Origin of the sequence: Amycolatopsis sp. NPDC059235 (genome assembly GCF_042754125.1) — a bacterium.
GTDB classification, from domain to species: Bacteria; Actinomycetota; Actinomycetes; order Mycobacteriales; family Pseudonocardiaceae; genus Amycolatopsis; species Amycolatopsis albidoflava.
Genome location: NZ_JBHZAG010000076.1, coordinates 1 through 14,688 on the forward strand (window position 1 = coordinate 1; position 14,688 = coordinate 14,688).

Annotated in this window: 14 protein-coding genes; 7 read left to right on the forward strand and 7 right to left on the reverse strand. The window is 68.4% G+C overall.

What is annotated here, in order from left to right:
• Positions 1-115 precede the first annotated feature (115 nt).
• Genes ACFXI3_RS35540 through ACFXI3_RS35555 form a run of 4 tightly spaced genes read right to left on the reverse strand, consistent with a single transcriptional unit; the run spans position 116 to position 5,379 of the window.
• Positions 116-2,170 (reverse strand): glycoside hydrolase family 2 protein, encoded by a 2,055-nt coding sequence (locus ACFXI3_RS35540; RefSeq protein WP_378405575.1) that lies wholly within the window; start codon positions 2,168-2,170, stop codon positions 116-118.
• A 5-nt stretch (positions 2,171-2,175) separates the two neighbouring features.
• A complete protein-coding gene (locus ACFXI3_RS35545; protein ID WP_378405577.1) occupies positions 2,176-3,045 on the reverse strand; it encodes a carbohydrate ABC transporter permease in 870 nt (289 codons plus the stop codon).
• 1 nt (position 3,046) lies between these two features.
• Positions 3,047-3,997 (reverse strand): carbohydrate ABC transporter permease, encoded by a 951-nt coding sequence (locus ACFXI3_RS35550; protein WP_378405579.1) that lies wholly within the window; start codon positions 3,995-3,997, stop codon positions 3,047-3,049.
• On the reverse strand, positions 3,994-5,379 hold the full coding sequence (locus ACFXI3_RS35555; RefSeq protein WP_378405581.1) for an ABC transporter substrate-binding protein: 1,386 nt from the start codon (positions 5,377-5,379) through the stop codon (positions 3,994-3,996). Before ACFXI3_RS35555 ends, ACFXI3_RS35550 begins: the two co-directional genes overlap by 4 nt.
• A gap of 136 nt (positions 5,380-5,515) precedes the next feature.
• Between ACFXI3_RS35555 and ACFXI3_RS35560 the strand changes: the two genes are divergently transcribed.
• The 6 genes from ACFXI3_RS35560 to ACFXI3_RS35585 all read left to right on the forward strand — a co-directional run bounded on the left by ACFXI3_RS35560 (position 5,516) and on the right by ACFXI3_RS35585 (position 10,129).
• Complete coding sequence (locus ACFXI3_RS35560; RefSeq protein WP_378405583.1) at positions 5,516-6,523, forward strand: LacI family DNA-binding transcriptional regulator; 1,008 nt, start codon at positions 5,516-5,518, stop codon at positions 6,521-6,523.
• Between the two features lie 40 nt (positions 6,524-6,563).
• Entirely contained in the window at positions 6,564-6,866 is a 303-nt protein-coding gene (locus ACFXI3_RS35565) for a GNAT family N-acetyltransferase (protein WP_101435558.1), read from the forward strand.
• 175 nt (positions 6,867-7,041) lie between these two features.
• Positions 7,042-8,058: a S1 family peptidase gene (locus tag ACFXI3_RS35570; RefSeq protein WP_344269093.1), complete on the forward strand. Its 1,017-nt coding sequence runs from the start codon at positions 7,042-7,044 to the stop codon at positions 8,056-8,058.
• Positions 8,059-8,150: 92 nt separating this feature from the next.
• Positions 8,151-8,993 (forward strand): hypothetical protein, encoded by an 843-nt coding sequence (locus ACFXI3_RS35575; RefSeq protein ID WP_378405585.1) that lies wholly within the window; start codon positions 8,151-8,153, stop codon positions 8,991-8,993.
• A 69-nt stretch (positions 8,994-9,062) separates the two neighbouring features.
• Positions 9,063-9,818, forward strand: a complete 756-nt coding sequence (locus ACFXI3_RS35580; protein ID WP_378405587.1) for an SDR family NAD(P)-dependent oxidoreductase — start codon at positions 9,063-9,065, stop codon at positions 9,816-9,818.
• 179 nt (positions 9,819-9,997) lie between these two features.
• Positions 9,998-10,129 carry a hypothetical protein gene (locus ACFXI3_RS35585; RefSeq protein ID WP_378405589.1) on the forward strand — a complete coding sequence of 44 codons (132 nt, stop codon included), beginning with the start codon at positions 9,998-10,000 and terminating at the stop codon, positions 10,127-10,129.
• Here the strand turns inward: ACFXI3_RS35585 and ACFXI3_RS35590 are convergent.
• Positions 10,126-10,542, reverse strand: coding sequence for a VOC family protein (locus ACFXI3_RS35590; RefSeq protein WP_378405591.1), 417 nt, complete (start codon positions 10,540-10,542; stop codon positions 10,126-10,128). The genes ACFXI3_RS35585 and ACFXI3_RS35590 overlap by 4 nt on opposite strands.
• 33 nt (positions 10,543-10,575) lie before the next feature.
• The gene (locus ACFXI3_RS35595; protein WP_344269108.1) at positions 10,576-11,862 is read right to left on the reverse strand and encodes a GGDEF domain-containing protein; all 1,287 of its coding nucleotides are present in this window, start codon (positions 11,860-11,862) and stop codon (positions 10,576-10,578) included.
• Positions 11,863-12,387: 525 nt separating this feature from the next.
• On the opposite strand from ACFXI3_RS35595, the gene ACFXI3_RS35600 reads away from it, so the two are divergent.
• Positions 12,388-12,531 (forward strand): hypothetical protein, encoded by a 144-nt coding sequence (locus ACFXI3_RS35600; RefSeq protein ID WP_378405593.1) that lies wholly within the window; start codon positions 12,388-12,390, stop codon positions 12,529-12,531.
• A gap of 796 nt (positions 12,532-13,327) precedes the next feature.
• On the opposite strand, the gene ACFXI3_RS35605 is transcribed toward ACFXI3_RS35600, so the two are convergent.
• Positions 13,328-14,578: an MFS transporter gene (locus tag ACFXI3_RS35605; RefSeq protein ID WP_378405595.1), complete on the reverse strand. Its 1,251-nt coding sequence runs from the start codon at positions 14,576-14,578 to the stop codon at positions 13,328-13,330.
• Positions 14,579-14,688 lie beyond the last annotated feature (110 nt).

Consider the following 14,688-nt stretch of genomic DNA (forward strand, 5'->3'; position numbering starts at 1 on the left):
TTCCGGCCCCGCCCCCCCCCGGGGGGGGCGGGGTTCGGCCGGGCCCCCCCCCAAACCCCCAACACGCCCCGCCCGCCCGCGGCCCGCCCCCCCCGCGCCCCCCCCGTCCCCGTTGTCAGCTACGCGCGCCGCGCCGGTTCAATTCCTCCACCACCGCTGCGTCCACAAAGGTCCGCGCGGTCACCTTGCCGTCCGTTTCCAGCCACAGGTGCAGTCGCGCCGGACCATCCGGTGCCGGGACGGTCAGCGGGAACGCGTCGCTGATCCGGAAAGGTTTCGCCTGCGCGGCAAGGGAAGTCACCGCGAGAGGCAGATTGCGCGAACCTGAAGCGCCCCAACCAGCGTGCAGAGTTCCCGCGATCGGCTCCCGGCCGGTGTGCGAGATGTGCACATCGAGGGTCAACGATTCCGTCGGGACCGGCAGGTCGGCACCCGCGTGCGCGGGCACGAGGTCAACGACCAGGGTGGTCGCCGCGAAGGCGTCGGCCGGGTTGAGCCCGCCCCAGTCCTTCGGCCGGCGGTGCGCGTCCAGCAGGCCCGCCATTTCGTGTTCCACGTCGGTCAGTTCGGTGTAGATATAGCCGGAAAACCGGTCGTGCCTGCGGATTTCCTGGGTCTGCCAGCGTACGTGCCACGCCCGCTCCAGGCTGGTGAACCCGGCGCCGTACTCGCTGTTCAGCACCGGCACACCCGAGCGCGGGAAGTCAGCGGAACCGTAGAACGATTTGTCAACCAGGAAATCCGGCCGGAGCTTGACCTCGAACGATTCCCGCTCCCCGGACGCGAGCGCGGCGAGGTTTTCCGCCCAGTTGCGCGGATTCTCGTCGTAGTAATGCCAGTCGATCAGATCGGTCTTCACGTGCGCCCAGCCGGAGTTCTCCACGATCGGCCGGGTGTCGTCGAGCGAGCGCATGAGGTCGTAGGCGCGTACGGCCGCGGCAGCGCGCTCCGGGCTGCCGGGGATGTCCCAGTCCAGGCCCCATTCTTCGTTGTACAGTCCCCAGATCACGATCGACGGATGGTTTCCGTCGCGCCGGACCAGGTCCGGCAGTTGCGCCTCGAACGCCGCGGCGGCGGCCGGGCTGAACCGGCTCGGCGCAGGGGGTTCAGTCCAGATCAGCATCCCGGTCCGGTCGGCATGGTCGAGCCACCGTGGCTCCTCGAACTTCAAGTGCTTGCGTACCAGCGAAAAACCAAGTTCTCGCGCCAATTCGAGGTCGCGGACCAATGCTTCGTCGTCCGGTGCGGTGAACCCGGACACGGGCCAGTAGCCCTGGTCGAGCACGCCGCGCACGTACAGCCGTTCCCCGTTGAGATACAACGCTTCGCTGCGTGTTTCAATCCGGCGAAGCCCGCCGGTCACGGTCAACTGGTCGGCGTAGTCGCCTTCTCCCACGGTCAGCGAGATGGTGTACAGATGCGGCGATTCCGGGCTCCACAACTGCGGCGACGGAATTTCCAGCCGACCGGAGAACTGCCCGTCCCGCACCGGAAGGACGGTCTCGCGGCCTTCCAGGAGCGCGACCACGGCGGCGCTGTCCGGAGCGTCCCCGGCGAGTTCGCCCGCGATGTCGAAGCCGGTCAACGAATCTCCGCGTACGGAAACCTCGGCGGCGTAGGTGCGTCCGCGTGCCTCAAGCCAGACACTTTGCCAGATTCCGGACGTCGGCGTGAACGAGACGCCGTCGTAGTCGTCTCGCGGGATCGAACGCTGTTTGCCGTGTGGGATTTCGCGTTTGTCCGCAGGTGCCTCGACCTCGACGGTCAGTTCGGCGGATCGGCCGAGCTCCAGCACGTCGGTGACGTCGAACTCGAACGAACTGTGCCCGCCGACGTGCGAACCGATGGGCTTCCCGTCGATCGAGACGACCGCCCGGTGATGCACCGCGCCGAAGCACAGCGCCACCCGGCGTCCGGTCCACTCCGGCGGAATCGTGATCGTCCGTGTGTAAACCGCACGTTCCAGCCAGGTGCGATGTACGCCGGAAGCCATAGTCTCCCAAGCGAACGGGACGGTGATCGACTCGGGCGCACCGTCGGCCGCGGCGAATCGCCAGCGGCCGTTGAGGCTCATCCATCTCGCGGACCGGTCCCGGTCGGGACGCGGGTACCCCGGCCGCGGGACCGCCTCCGCGGCGGTCGGGTCGGCGGCGTTCTCGGCAATCGTCATGTGTGTCAGCCCTTTACGCTTCCGGCGAGGATGCCGTTGATGAAGTGCTTCTGCAGCACGATGAACAGGATCAGCAGCGGGACGAGCGCGATCGACGCGGCGGCGAGCAGTTCGCCGGTGATGGTCGCGTAATCGGCGCCCACCCGGTTGCCCGAGATGTTCTGGGCCAGCGTCGAGAGGACCACCTGGAGGGTGGCCATCCGGCTGGAGCTGGCCGCGACGACCGGCCAGACGAAATCGTTGTAGATGTTCATGATCGTCAGCACGCCGAGCCCGGCGAGGCCGGGCCGGATCGCCGGGACCACCACGCGCCAGAAGATGCCGAACTCGCCGCAGCCGTCGACGCGGGCGGCGTCGAGCAGCTCGTCCGGCACCGCCGCGATCACCTGGCGCATCCAGAAGATCGCGAACGCGTCGACCGAACCGGGCAGGATCAGCGCCTGGTAGGTGTTGACCCAGCCGAGTTCCTTCATCTCCAGCAGCAGCGGGATGACGAGCACGATCGTCGGCAGCATCAGGGTGAGCAGCACGGCGCCGAAGATCAGGTTGCGGCCGGCGAACCGGTATTTCGCGAACGCGTAGGCCGCCAGCGGCGCGCAGAACATCGTGATCGCGCCCTTCGCCACGAGCACGATCCCGGTGTTGAGGAACCCGCTGCCGATCGGGACGTCCTGGAACATCCCGCGGAAATTGGCGAGGGTGAAGGTCGCCGGGTCGAACCCGAGCGGGTTCCGGATGATCTCGCCCGCCGGTTTGAACGACGACAGGATCGCCCACACCACCGGTGCGAGCAGGGCGACGGTCAGCACGAGCAGGAACGCGTGCGAGCCGAGCAGCGGCCGGGGCTTTCGCTGGCGGACGCCGAGAGTGGTCATGTCAGTCCTCCGCTCGGAGCAGCCGGACGAAAAGCAGCGACACCGCCATCACGACGATCACCAGCAGGAACGAGTTCGCCGCCCCGGTGCCGAGATCCGCGCGCGTGATGTGGTTGTAGAGGTAGAGCCCGGCCGTCGTGGTCGAGGTGTACGGCCCGCCTTTCGTCACCACGTACGGCTCGGCGAACATCTGGAACACCGCCAGCGTCTGCAGAACGAGGCTGAACATCAGCGAACGGCGCAGCAGCGGAACGGTGATCGTCCACAGCTGCCGGATCCGGCCCGCCCCGTCGAGCGAAGCCGCCTCGTACAGGCCGCGGTCGATCTGCTGGAGTCCGGAAAGGACGATCAGCACCACGAATCCGGTGGTCTTCCAGAGAAACAGCAACGCGAGTGTCGGTTTGGCCCATCCGCTGGTGACGAGCCAGCCGACCGGGGGAAGGCCGACCGCGCCGAGCATCGCGTTCACCGCGCCGTTGTCCTGGTCGAACAGCACGATCCAGATCTGCGCGACCGCGACCAGCGGCGTCACGAACGGCACGACGAACGCCACCCGGTAGAACCCGCGCAGCCGCTTGATCGCGTTGAGCAGCACGGCCACGAGCACCGCCAGCACCAGCTGTGCCGGGACGATCAGCAGCCACAGCACGCCAGAGTTGCCGAGCGACGACCAGAATCCGCTGCTGGTCAGCAGATAACGGTAGTTGTCGATGCCGATCCAGTGCGCGGCACCGGATCCGTGCCAGTCGGTGAAACTCAGGCGCAGCGTGAAGAACAACGGGTAGACGCTGAAAGCCAAGAACAACAACACAAACGGCAGCACGAACACGTACGGCGCGAGCAGGCGGCGCAACGGAAGAGTGCGCCGCCGCCGACGCGGTGCCCGGGTGCGCGGCTCGACGGCCGGCTCCCGGTACACCTTCGTCGCGAGGGAGACGGAACGAGTGGTCATTTGCGGTCGATCAGGTTGGTCTGGATGTCCTTGCCCGCCTTGTCGATCACCTGCTGCGGGGTGAGCGCGCCGTCCAGCATCTTCTGCAGGTCGGTGCCGAGGTAGTCGACCGCGCCGGACCACCAGGCCGGGATCGGGGCCCCGCCGGGGATTTCCCGGCCCGCTTCGACGGCGGTCTTCCAGACGTCCTGGCCGCCCATCGCGTCGATCGGCCGGAACAGCGGTTTCGCCGGATCGGCGGCGGGCTGGTAAGCCGGGACCGAGGTGTTCAGACCACCCGGATAGACCGCGTTGGGACCGTACACGGCGGTGTAGCCCGCCTGGTCGAACATCAGGAAGCGGTAGAACAGCCAGGACAGCTTGGGATTCTTGGCGTCCTTCGGGATGACGAACGACGAGCCGCCCATCGCGCCGCTGCGCGCGCCGCCCGCGGTCCACGCCGGCAACGGCATCGCCCGCCAGTCGCCCTTGGTCGCGGTCAGCTGCTGCTGCGGGGCGAAGTCGAACCAGATCGCCCACGGGTAGAAGACCTCGTCGGCCGAGTCCAGCGCGCTGACGTCGCTGGGCTTGAGGTACTCGGCGCGGGTGCCGAGCCCTTCTTTGCGCACGGTGTCCAGCCAGGTCAGGATCTGGTGGTACTGCGGGGAATTCAGCCGCAGCTTGCCGTCCGGACCGGCGAGGCCGGTGCCCAGCTGGCTGGCGAACATCTCGAGCTGGAGCTGGCTGTTGAAGGCGTTCTGCTCCAGGTGGATCGGCTTCGCGCCGGGCTTGAACTGCTGGTACTTCTTCGCCGCGGCGAGCAAATCGTCGTAGGTCTTGATGCCGTTCGGGTCGATCCCGGCCGCGCTCAGCGCCTTCGCGTTGTAGAACAGCAGCCCGGGGTCGAGGTCGAAGGGCACCCCGTAAATACCGCCGCCGACGGTGTTGACGTCGACCTTCTGCTTGGCGATGTCCTTGGTGTAGGGCGCGAGCACGTCCTTGAGATTCCACAGGTGGCTGACGTAGCCGCCGACCTTGGCGTCGTCGAGGAAGACGCCGTCGGGCACGTCGGTGCCGGTGATCAGTGTGTTCTGCAGCTTCGAGTCGATGTCGACGGCCTCGTGCTTGACCGTGACGCCGGGGTACTTCGCGGTGAACTTCTTGATCGCCGAGTCGAAGACCTTGTACAGGTCGCCGGAGCGGTCCCAGACGGTGATCTCGCCCTTGGGCACCTCGTCGGACGAGGCCTGCAGCACGGCGTTGCCCGTGGCCGGGGCGTCGGAGCTGATGTCCGGGCCGCAGGCGCTCAGCCCGGTGACGAGCAGCGCCGCGGCGGCGACGGCGATGCCGCGGCGGGGGAGGAGGCGGGCTGTCCGTCCGCTCCGTCGGAGAGTGGGGTTCATGGCACTCCTTTGTGCGGGACGGCGGCAACTCGGCGTGCGGAGAAGGGCTCGCCGTGGATTTGCCAACGTAGGCAAACTGTACGACATGCTTGCACACGTTGCAAAAGGTAGGATGACTTCCGGCGAAGGGGGCTCCATGGCGGCGACGTTGCGGGACGTGGCGGATCGGGCGCAGGTTTCGGTGCGCACGGTGTCGAACGTCGTCAGCGGGTACGAGCACGTCAGCGAGAAGATGCGCCAGCGCGTGCTGCGGGCCATCGAGGAACTCGGCTATATCCCGAACCCGGTCGCCCGCACGCTGCGCACCGGCAAGACCGGGCTGCTCTCGCTGGTGGTGCCGGAGATCGACGTGCCGTACTTCAGCCAGCTCGCCCGCGAGGTCATCGACGCCGCGGCGAGCCTCGGCTTCCAGGTGATGATCGACCAGACCGGGCACGACCACGAGCGGGAACGCCAGCTGCTGCGCGGCGGGGGCAGGCGCAATCTGTTCGACGGCATGCTGTTCGCGCCGCTCGCGACCGGCGACGAACTGCGCGACGTGGACCCGGCGCGCTCGTCGCCGCTGATCCTGCTCGGCGAGCACGTCTTCGACCATCGTTTCGACCACGTGGCGATCGACAACGTCGTCGCGGCCCACGACGCGACAACGCACCTGCTCGACCGCGGCCGTACTCGCGTCGCGGCGATCGGCGCGCAGCCGAAGGAGATGTACGCGACGCCGTTGCAGCGCACCGAGGGATTCCGCAAGGCGCTCGACGAGCACGGCCTGGAGCCGGTGAACGCGCTGCAGGCCACGGCCGCCCATTACGGCCGGGCGGACGGCTACGCGGCCACCGCGTCGCTGCTTCGCGAATCTCCGCGTCCAGACGCCATTTTCTGCTACTCCGACCTGCTCGCGATGGGCGCGATCCGTGCGGTGTTCGACGCCGGGCTGCGCGTCCCGGAGGACGTGGCGATCATCGGCATCGACGACATCGAGGAAGGCCGCTACTCGCGACCCTCATTGAGCACCGTTTCGCTGGACGCCCCGTTCATCGCGCGGACCGCGGTGTCGCGTCTCGCCGCCCGCATCGAGAATCCGGGGCTTCCGGCCGAGGAATTCGTCGCGCCGCACAAACTGCTCGCGCGGGAGAGCACGGGCTGAGCGCGGCGCGAGGATTCCGGCGGTGTGTGAGGATGCGGGAATGAGCGAAGAAGAACCCCGGGTATCCCGCAACGACAGCGAAAACCGCTACGAAGTGTATGCGGACGGCAAGCTCGCCGGCTTCGCCGAATTCACCCCGAAGGACACCGAAACCGTGTTCACCCACACCGAGATCGGCGACGAGTTCGGCGGTCGCGGTCTCGGCAAGGTGCTGGCGAAGGCCGCGCTGGACGACGTCGTGGCGCGCGGCGGCGTGATCGTTCCGGTGTGCCCGTTCATCGCCGGGTACCTGCGCAAGAACGAGGGCTACGCCGAGCACGTCCGGTGGCCCGGACAGCACTGACGCAGGTCAGCGGCGCCGTTCGGGGTATTCCAGGTGGTCCGAACGGCGCAGCAGCGCCCGATTAGTCCGCATTTTTTGGTTATTAACCAACCTTCGTCGGTTTCGCGTTGGTTGCCGGGCAACAAAAGTGTGGGGCGTCCCACCGGTCGGTTTCAGCCCACCTGGAGGAAGATCCATGACTTCCCGGAAGACACTCGTCGCGGGATTCACCGCACTGTCGGCCGCGGCCCTGACCGCGGGCATGTGCGTGAACGCCGCCTCGGCAAGCCCGATGGCGTTCGCCCAGATGCAGGCACAGGCGATCACCCAGGCGACGCAGGTCGCCGACACGCTCGGCGCCGGAAACGGCGGCATCTACCTCGAACGCGGCAAAGCGGTGCTGAACGTCACCGACGCCGCGACGCAGGAGAAGGCGAAGGCAGCCGGCTTCGCGACCAAGCTCGTCAAGCACAGCTTCACCGCCCTCACCGGCGCGAAGAACCAGATGGACACCGTGAAGAACGTGCCGCAGACGTCGTGGGGCATCGACACCAAGACCAACCAGGTCGTGGTGAAGATCTACGACTCGGCGTCGCAGGCCACGAAGGACAAGGTCGCCGCGGCTGCCGCGAAGCTGGGCGACGCGGCGCGCGTCGAGCAGCGCTCGGGCAAGCTGTCCACCTACATCGCGGACGGCGACTCGATCAACAACGGGCAGTTCACCTGCTCGCTCGGCTTCAACGTGACCAAGGGCGGCCAGCCGTACATGCTGACCGCGGGCCACTGCACCAACGAGGGCGGCACCTGGTCCGGCGGCGACGTCTCCGGCGCCCAGGTCGTCCAGAGCGACTGCCCCGGAGCCGACTCCGGCCTGCTGACCCGCCCGAACGGCACCGGCGACGGCGCGATCAACACCGGCCAGAAGATCTCCAGCGCCGGCACCCCGACCGTCGGCGAGCAGATCGAGAAGATGGGCCAGACCACCGGCGGCGGCAGCGGCCAGGTCACCTCGGTCGACGAGTCGGTGAACTTCGACGTCGGCGTCCTGAACCACGAATTCGGCACCACCGCCCACACCGACCACGGCGACTCGGGCGGCCCGGCGTACGACGGGGACAAGGGCCTCGGCACCCTCTCCGGCGGCGACACCCAGACCAGCTACTTCTACCCGCTGACTCTGGAACTGCAGTCCTACGGCCTCGAGCTCGCCTGACGCTCACCTGTTTTTCGGCCCGCCGTCCCTCTTTCGGGGCGGCGGGCTTTTTTCGCGTTTTTGTGTCGTACCCGGGGCTTAGAGTTGCCCGCATGAAGCCGAACCCGGCCCGAAACCTATGGACCGCAACAGAACCCCTCCACGCAGTCGTCTACTTCGCCCCGGAACCCGCCGCGGCGGCGAAGCACGTCGGCCTGCGCGGATGGTGGATGGGCTACTTCGCGGGCCGGGCGGCGCCACTCGGCCCGATCGGTCCGGAACCGGTCACGTCGATGTTTTTCGGGTTCGCACCAGGGATGGTCGCGCGAGCGCTTCCTGACGCGTGGACGTTCGCCTCTCCTTCAGACGTCGTGCGTACGCGGGTGGAAGCGGTCGAAGCGGCGTTGACGCGATTGCTCGGGTCGGAGGCGGTGGACGAGCTGGTCACGTTGCTGGAAAAGGCAGTCGCCGCTTGCCAATTCGATGCCCGGCCGCTCGCCGCGGCTTGGTCTGCTGTGCCGCGCCCGGATCGGCCGCTGGCCCGGTTGTGGCTGGCGACCGCCGTGCTGCGTGAACATCGAGGCGACGGCCACGTCCTGGCCGCGGTCGCCTCCGGCCTCACCGGCCTGGAAACGACCCTCACCCACATCGCCACCGGAGCCACCACCCGCGAGCAAGTCCAACGCGCCCGGGGCTGGACCGACGAAGAATGGTCCGCCGCAACAGAAAACCTGGTCGATCGCGGCTTGATTGACGCGGACGGCCTGACCCCGGCGGGCGTGGAAGTCCGCCGCACCATCGAAGAAACCACCGATCGCCTGGCCGCCGCCCCGCTCGAAGCGCTGGGCCCGGAAGGGGTCGACCGAGTACTCGAGCTGGCCACCCCGCTGAGCCGACGGATCATCGATCGCGGCGGCGTCCCGATCCCCAACCCGATGGGGGCACAACGTCCTTGAAGAACGATGTCGATTCTTCGGCTCCCCGCCCGACGCACTAGTGACAGCCACTAGAAGGGAGCCTTGAAGATGCTGCTGGAAGGCAAAAACGCGGTTGTGTACGGCGCTGGCGGTGGAATCGGTGGTGCGTTCGCTCGGGCGTTCGCCGAGGAAGGCGCGCGCGTCTTCCTGGCCGGACGCACCCGCGAAAAGCTGGACCTCGTAGCCGACGACATCCGCACTGCTGGCGGCACTGCCGACGTCGCTGTAGTCGACGCGCTCGACGAGAAATCCGTCGACGCCCACGCCGACGCGGTAGTCGAAGCCGCGGGCAGCCTCGACATCTCGGTGAACGTGATCAGCCACGGCGACATCCAGGGGACTCCCATGGTCGAGATGTCGCTGGCCGACTACGAACAACCGGTAGTCAACGGCGTCCGCACCACTTTTCTCACCATGCGCGCGGCTGGCCGTCACATGAAACGTCAAGGCAGCGGCGTAGTCCTCCTCTTCGGCGGCGACGGCGATCCGGTCCGCAACCACGCGGTCGGCGGCCTGCAGGTCGGATTCGCCGCTCTGGAAGCGATGCGCCGACAACTCGCCGCTGAACTGGGCCGACACGGCGTGCGCACGGTGACGCTCCGGACCGGTGGCATCCCTGAAACGATCCCGGCGGATTTCCCCGGCGCCGAGGAACTCACCGCGGAGCTCGCCGAACCGACCATGCTCGGCCGCACCGCGACGTTGGCCGATGTTGGTGCGGTAGCGGCGTTTGTCGCGTCCGATCGGGCTCGGTCGATGACCGCTGCCACGGTGAATGTCAGTTGTGGTGCGTTGGTGGACTAGGCCGTTTCGACAGACGAAGGCTCCATCCCGAGGCAGGCCACGACAAGACCACCGAAAGTACCCCGGCCCGGGAGGCAGGCACCGCGGATTCGGCCGAGTGCGAAAAACCGGTCTTGAACACCATCCCGACCCACCGTCCTCGGCCTCGTAGCGGGCCGTGCGTTCTGGCCGCGAGTCCGGTGTCTGGGCTCGCGGCCCTGACCGACGCGACGATCGAACGCCGCGTCGATTTCGTGCTGCCACGCGGTCAGGCGGTAACCCCGGCGGCCCGGACGCTGCAGACCGAACTGGCCGCGGCCGTCGCGGGTTAACCCTTGGCGCGGGCGGAGATCTGCTGCACGGACCAGGTGTTGCCGTCGGGGTCGGCGAAGTGGACGAACCCGATATTGTCCAGGTCTTCGAGCGCGCCGGTGCCCGGGTCTGGGCCGTAGACCTGGAGTTCGCCGACCTCGACGCCGCGTTCCACCAGTTCCTCGCGGGCTTTCCGGACGTCGGCGACGACCAGCTGCAGACCCTTGATCGACCCCGGCGGCATGTCCGGCACCATGCCCTTGCCCAGGACGATCGAACAGCCCGAGCCCGGCGGCGTCAGCTGCACCAGGCGCTGCCCCGGCGCGGGGCTGATGTCGTGGTCGAGGCGGAAGCCGACCCGGTCGGCGTAGAACGCTTTCGCCCGGTCGATATCGGTGACGGGAACGACGACGACCTCGAGAGTCCAGTCCATGTGACGAGTTCTAGCGGTGGCCTGAGCAGGCGGTCAAGCGCTCGCCAGCTCCACCCGGTTCCGCCCCGCCTGCTTGGCCCGGTACAGCGCGGCGTCGGCGGCCACCAGCACGTCGTCGACGCTGGCTAGATGCTCGGCCGGGTACAGCGCGCAGCCGATCGAGACGGTCAGGTCGCTGATCACCGAATCCTGGTCCGGCAGCGCGACGACCACCTGCGGAACCCGCCGCCGGATGCGGTCGGCGATGTGGCCGAGGTGCTCGGCGCTCGGGATGTCCGGCAGCGCGATCGCGAACTCCTCGCCGCCCCAGCGGCCGCACACGTCCTGCTCGCGGACCTCGTCGCGCAGCGACAGCGCGATCTCGCGCAGCACCAGGTCGCCGGTGGGGTGGCCGTAGGTGTCGTTGATCGCCTTGAAGTGGTCGAGGTCGAGCAGCAGCACGCCGACGCTGTCCTGGTTCGCCCGCGCGCGTTCGAGATAGCGCTCGGTGACCGTGCGCCACCAGCGTTTGGTGGCAAGCCCGGTGGTGACGTCGGTGCGCGCGTCGCGCTGGAACTGGGTGAGCAGCAGCCCGCGGTGCAGCGCCACGAGCGCGATCACGACGCCCGCCAGGAGCAGCGGGTTGGCCAGCAGCAGGAGCGCCGCGGTGACCAGGCCGAGCCCGATCGCGCCCGCTTCGAGCAGCTGGTCGCCGAAGCCGGAGAACAGGTCCGCGAAAGACCGCGGCGGGCTCGACAGCGCGATCGCGACCATGACGAGCGCGGTGTTGATCGCCCAGCGCAGCCCGGCGGCCAGCACGAAGACGACCAGGTCGAGCAGGCCCGGACCGAAGCCGCCCGCGAGCACTCCCGGGTATTCGTGCATGCCGAGCGCGAGCACGGCGACCGCGGCCTGCGTCCCGCACAGGACAGTCGCGCAGGAGAAAATCCAGCGGTGCGGCAGGACCGGCCGTTCGTGCGGCCAGACCCGCCACCAGGCGACGGCGTAGGTGAGCACGACCATCGCCGACGCGAGGATCGCCGGCAGCGCCACCACAGCGGCGATGCTCCAGACGGCCTTGGTGTCGACGTACGCAACTGTGGGCGCACGGCTGTACTCGCGCTGTCGCTCGATGTGCCGGGTCGCCTCGATCGCCAGCGCCGCGCACACCGCGAGGACGCCGAAGCGGACTAGATCGATCTGGTGCACCGGGGCGAGCCACGCGGTGGCGAGGGTGGTGCCCACTGCCACGACGTTCACCAGCAGCACATACATGCGGACGTGCGAGGGCAACCGCCATAGGCGCCAGCCTGTGAACCACCCGGCAACTCGTCCGCGCACTCTTCACCTCACCCGATTGGCTTCTACGGTAAACGACGAGGCGCGTTGTGTGCTGCCTGTCGTCCGGACTCTGGGAAGCACCGGGGCGATTTCGCCCGGACAGCCCAGCGCTGGCCGGCCGGCGAGGGGAGGTGGCCACTGTGGGTAGTGGCCAGCTGCTCCGAATCCGGGCCGGACCAGGGGATCCACGAGAGTCCCGTTTGGACCCCCATGGCCACTTTCGGTGACCGCCCTACCGGCGATGACGTGCGAAAACCGCCGAAGGCGCGACTCTGAAACGGAGGTGACGACCGTGCGCGACAACAACTGGACGACACCGCGGTGACGCAAGTCGCCCTCGTGGTCTCGACTCGAGGTCGAGACTTTCGGCCCTCGCGGAGGAGAGGAGGTGCCCACAGTGCGGGACAACAACTGGTGAACGGGACGGAACGCGGGAATCCGGGACGCGGAAGGAAACCGGAAAGGAGGCGGCGGGATGCGCGACAACAACTGGACCCGCTGAGGACGGCCGGGTGATCGCGACGGGTGATCGGAAAGGAGGTGTGCGGTGCGCGACAACAACTGGAACCGGTGAAACGACTGAAACCGCTGGACGAAGTGCTGGAGAAGGAGGTGAGCGACTGCCATGCGCGACAACAACTGGACTCGCTGAACCTGCTTGATCGCTGACCGCTGATCCGGGAAGGAGCCGCCGCGATGCGCGACAACAACTGGAACCGCTGAAGCCCGCTGTTCGCCGATTGACGACGAGGAAGGAGATCGCTGTGCGTGACAACAACTGGACTCGCTGAATCCGCTCGATTACCGACCGTCGATTCGAGAAGGGAGCCGCCGCGATGCGCGACAACAACTGGACCCGCTGAATTCCCGCCGATTACTGACCGCCGACCTCGCGAAAGGAACTTGCCGCCGTGCGCGACAACAACTGGTCCCGCTGAGCCTCGTTGACCACCGACCGCCGAACTGCGAAAGGAGCCGCTGCCGTGCGTGACAACAACTGGGCTCGCTGAGCCTCGCCGATCACCGTCCGCCGACCAGCGAAGGGAACTGCCGCCATGCGTGACAACAACTGGACTCGCTGAACCTCCGCCACCACCGCCCGTCGAGCCGCGAAGGGAGCTGCCGCGATGCGTGACAACAACTGGGCTCGCTGAGCCTCGCCGATCACCGTCCGCCGACCAGCGAAAGGAACCGCCGCCATGCGCGACAACAACTGGACCCGCTGAACCGCCCCCAGCCCGCCCGTCGAGCCGCGAAGGGAGCTGCCGCGATGCGCGACAACAACTGGACTCGCTGAGCCCCGCCAATCACTGCCCGCCGACCAGCGAAAGGAACCGCCGCCATGCGCGACAACAACTGGACCCGCTGAACCGCCCCCAGCCCGCCCCACGAGGAGGTGAGAGGGCGTGCGTGACAACAACTGGACGTGATCCGAACCAGTCCCGCGGCACACCCGTCCCGCGGATTACGGCGCGGGAGGTGGGGTGGCCCCGTCGAGGGGAGTTCGGCGGGGCCGCACCGCGCGGTCCGCTCGCACCGCCCGCGCCCACGCGATCCCGGCCAGGCCGGCGCACCCCGCCCCGGCCACAGCCGCGATCGCGACCACCGTCGTCGGCGCGAAGGCCAGCGCCAACGCGCCCGCGGCCGCGATCGTCAGGCCCTGTGCCGCGCGCAACGCGGCGATCGCGACCCCGATCACCTGGCCGCGCTGTTCCGGCGGCGCGGCGAGGCTGTACTGCACCTGGGTGATCAAGTCGTGCGCGGAAAACATCCCGGACACCGTCCAGACCACCACGACCACCGGCAACGCGGGCGTCCAGCCGGTCGGCAGCAACACGAGACTGCTCGCCACCGCGAGCGGACCCAGCCACCGCACCTGCCGCGCCCGCGGCAACCGGCTGATCAGCAGCGCCCCGAGCAGCGTCCCGACCGGGTTCGCCACCAGCAGCCAGCCGAGCACGCCGGTGCCGCCGAGTTGCGCGGCCACCGGCACCGCCAGCCCCTCCGGCACCACGTAGAACCCGCAGCAGCACGCGATCGCCAGCAGCGACCGCAGTTTCCGGTCCCGCGCGACCAGCCGGCAGCCCGCCTTCAGCGAGGCCCACTGCGGCACGTGCTCGGCCACCTTCGAAACCGGGTACAGCCGCAAACCCCAGCGCAGCGCGGCCGCCGACACCGCGAACGTCACCGCGTCCGCCCACAACGCGCCCGAAACCCCGAGCCACGCGACCACCGCCGCGCCCGCGCCGAAGCCGATCACCAGCGCGGCCTGGTACGTCGAGGAGAGAATCGCTTGTCCGGTCGCCAGTTTCTCCTCGCCCAGCATGTCCGGCAGGACAGCTTGCCGCGCGGCCTGAAACGGCCCGGCCGCGAGTTGCACGACCACGAGCAGTCCCGCGGCGATCGGCCAGGGCATGCCGGGAATCGCCATCAACGCGACCAGCAGTGCGCGCACGACATCCGCGACCACGAGCACGGTCCGGCGCGGGAACCGGTCGGCGAGCCCGCCGAGCGCGCCGCCGAGGAGGTCCGGCAAATAGGTGAGCGCGTACGTCCCGGCGGCCCAGCCCGCGGACGCCGTTCGGTTGAATACCAACACAGTCAGCGCGACTCGTGCTAATTGGTCACCTGCCACCGACAGCACGTGCGCGAGCCAGAGCGCACGGAATTCGCCCATCCGGAACACGCTCCGGAAAGACGGCGCCGTCGTGGTCATGTGCTCACCCTGTCGTGACTCGGCCACCCGGAGCAACCCCGGCCGGGCGCGGGTGGGTCGCGGATCCGGCTCCGGCCGTCCGTGGAAAACTGGGTGATCGCCGTCCGTGG

What these genes read in the sequence shown, in the direction of transcription:
- ACFXI3_RS35540 (WP_378405575.1), bottom strand. Translation starts at nt 2,170, where the DNA reads ATGACGATTGCCGAGAACGCCGCCGACCCGACCGCCGCGGAGGCGGTC.
- ACFXI3_RS35545 (WP_378405577.1), bottom strand. Translation starts at nt 3,045, where the DNA reads ATGACCACTCTCGGCGTCCGCCAGCGAAAGCCCCGGCCGCTGCTCGGC.
- ACFXI3_RS35550 (WP_378405579.1), bottom strand. Translation starts at nt 3,997, where the DNA reads ATGACCACTCGTTCCGTCTCCCTCGCGACGAAGGTGTACCGGGAGCCG.
- ACFXI3_RS35555 (WP_378405581.1), bottom strand. Translation starts at nt 5,379, where the DNA reads ATGAACCCCACTCTCCGACGGAGCGGACGGACAGCCCGCCTCCTCCCC.
- ACFXI3_RS35560 (WP_378405583.1), top strand. Translation starts at nt 5,516, where the DNA reads ATGGCGGCGACGTTGCGGGACGTGGCGGATCGGGCGCAGGTTTCGGTG.
- ACFXI3_RS35565 (WP_101435558.1), top strand. Translation starts at nt 6,564, where the DNA reads ATGAGCGAAGAAGAACCCCGGGTATCCCGCAACGACAGCGAAAACCGC.
- ACFXI3_RS35570 (WP_344269093.1), top strand. Translation starts at nt 7,042, where the DNA reads ATGACTTCCCGGAAGACACTCGTCGCGGGATTCACCGCACTGTCGGCC.
- ACFXI3_RS35575 (WP_378405585.1), top strand. Translation starts at nt 8,151, where the DNA reads ATGAAGCCGAACCCGGCCCGAAACCTATGGACCGCAACAGAACCCCTC.
- ACFXI3_RS35580 (WP_378405587.1), top strand. Translation starts at nt 9,063, where the DNA reads ATGCTGCTGGAAGGCAAAAACGCGGTTGTGTACGGCGCTGGCGGTGGA.
- ACFXI3_RS35590 (WP_378405591.1), bottom strand. Translation starts at nt 10,542, where the DNA reads ATGGACTGGACTCTCGAGGTCGTCGTCGTTCCCGTCACCGATATCGAC.
- ACFXI3_RS35605 (WP_378405595.1), bottom strand. Translation starts at nt 14,578, where the DNA reads ATGACCACGACGGCGCCGTCTTTCCGGAGCGTGTTCCGGATGGGCGAA.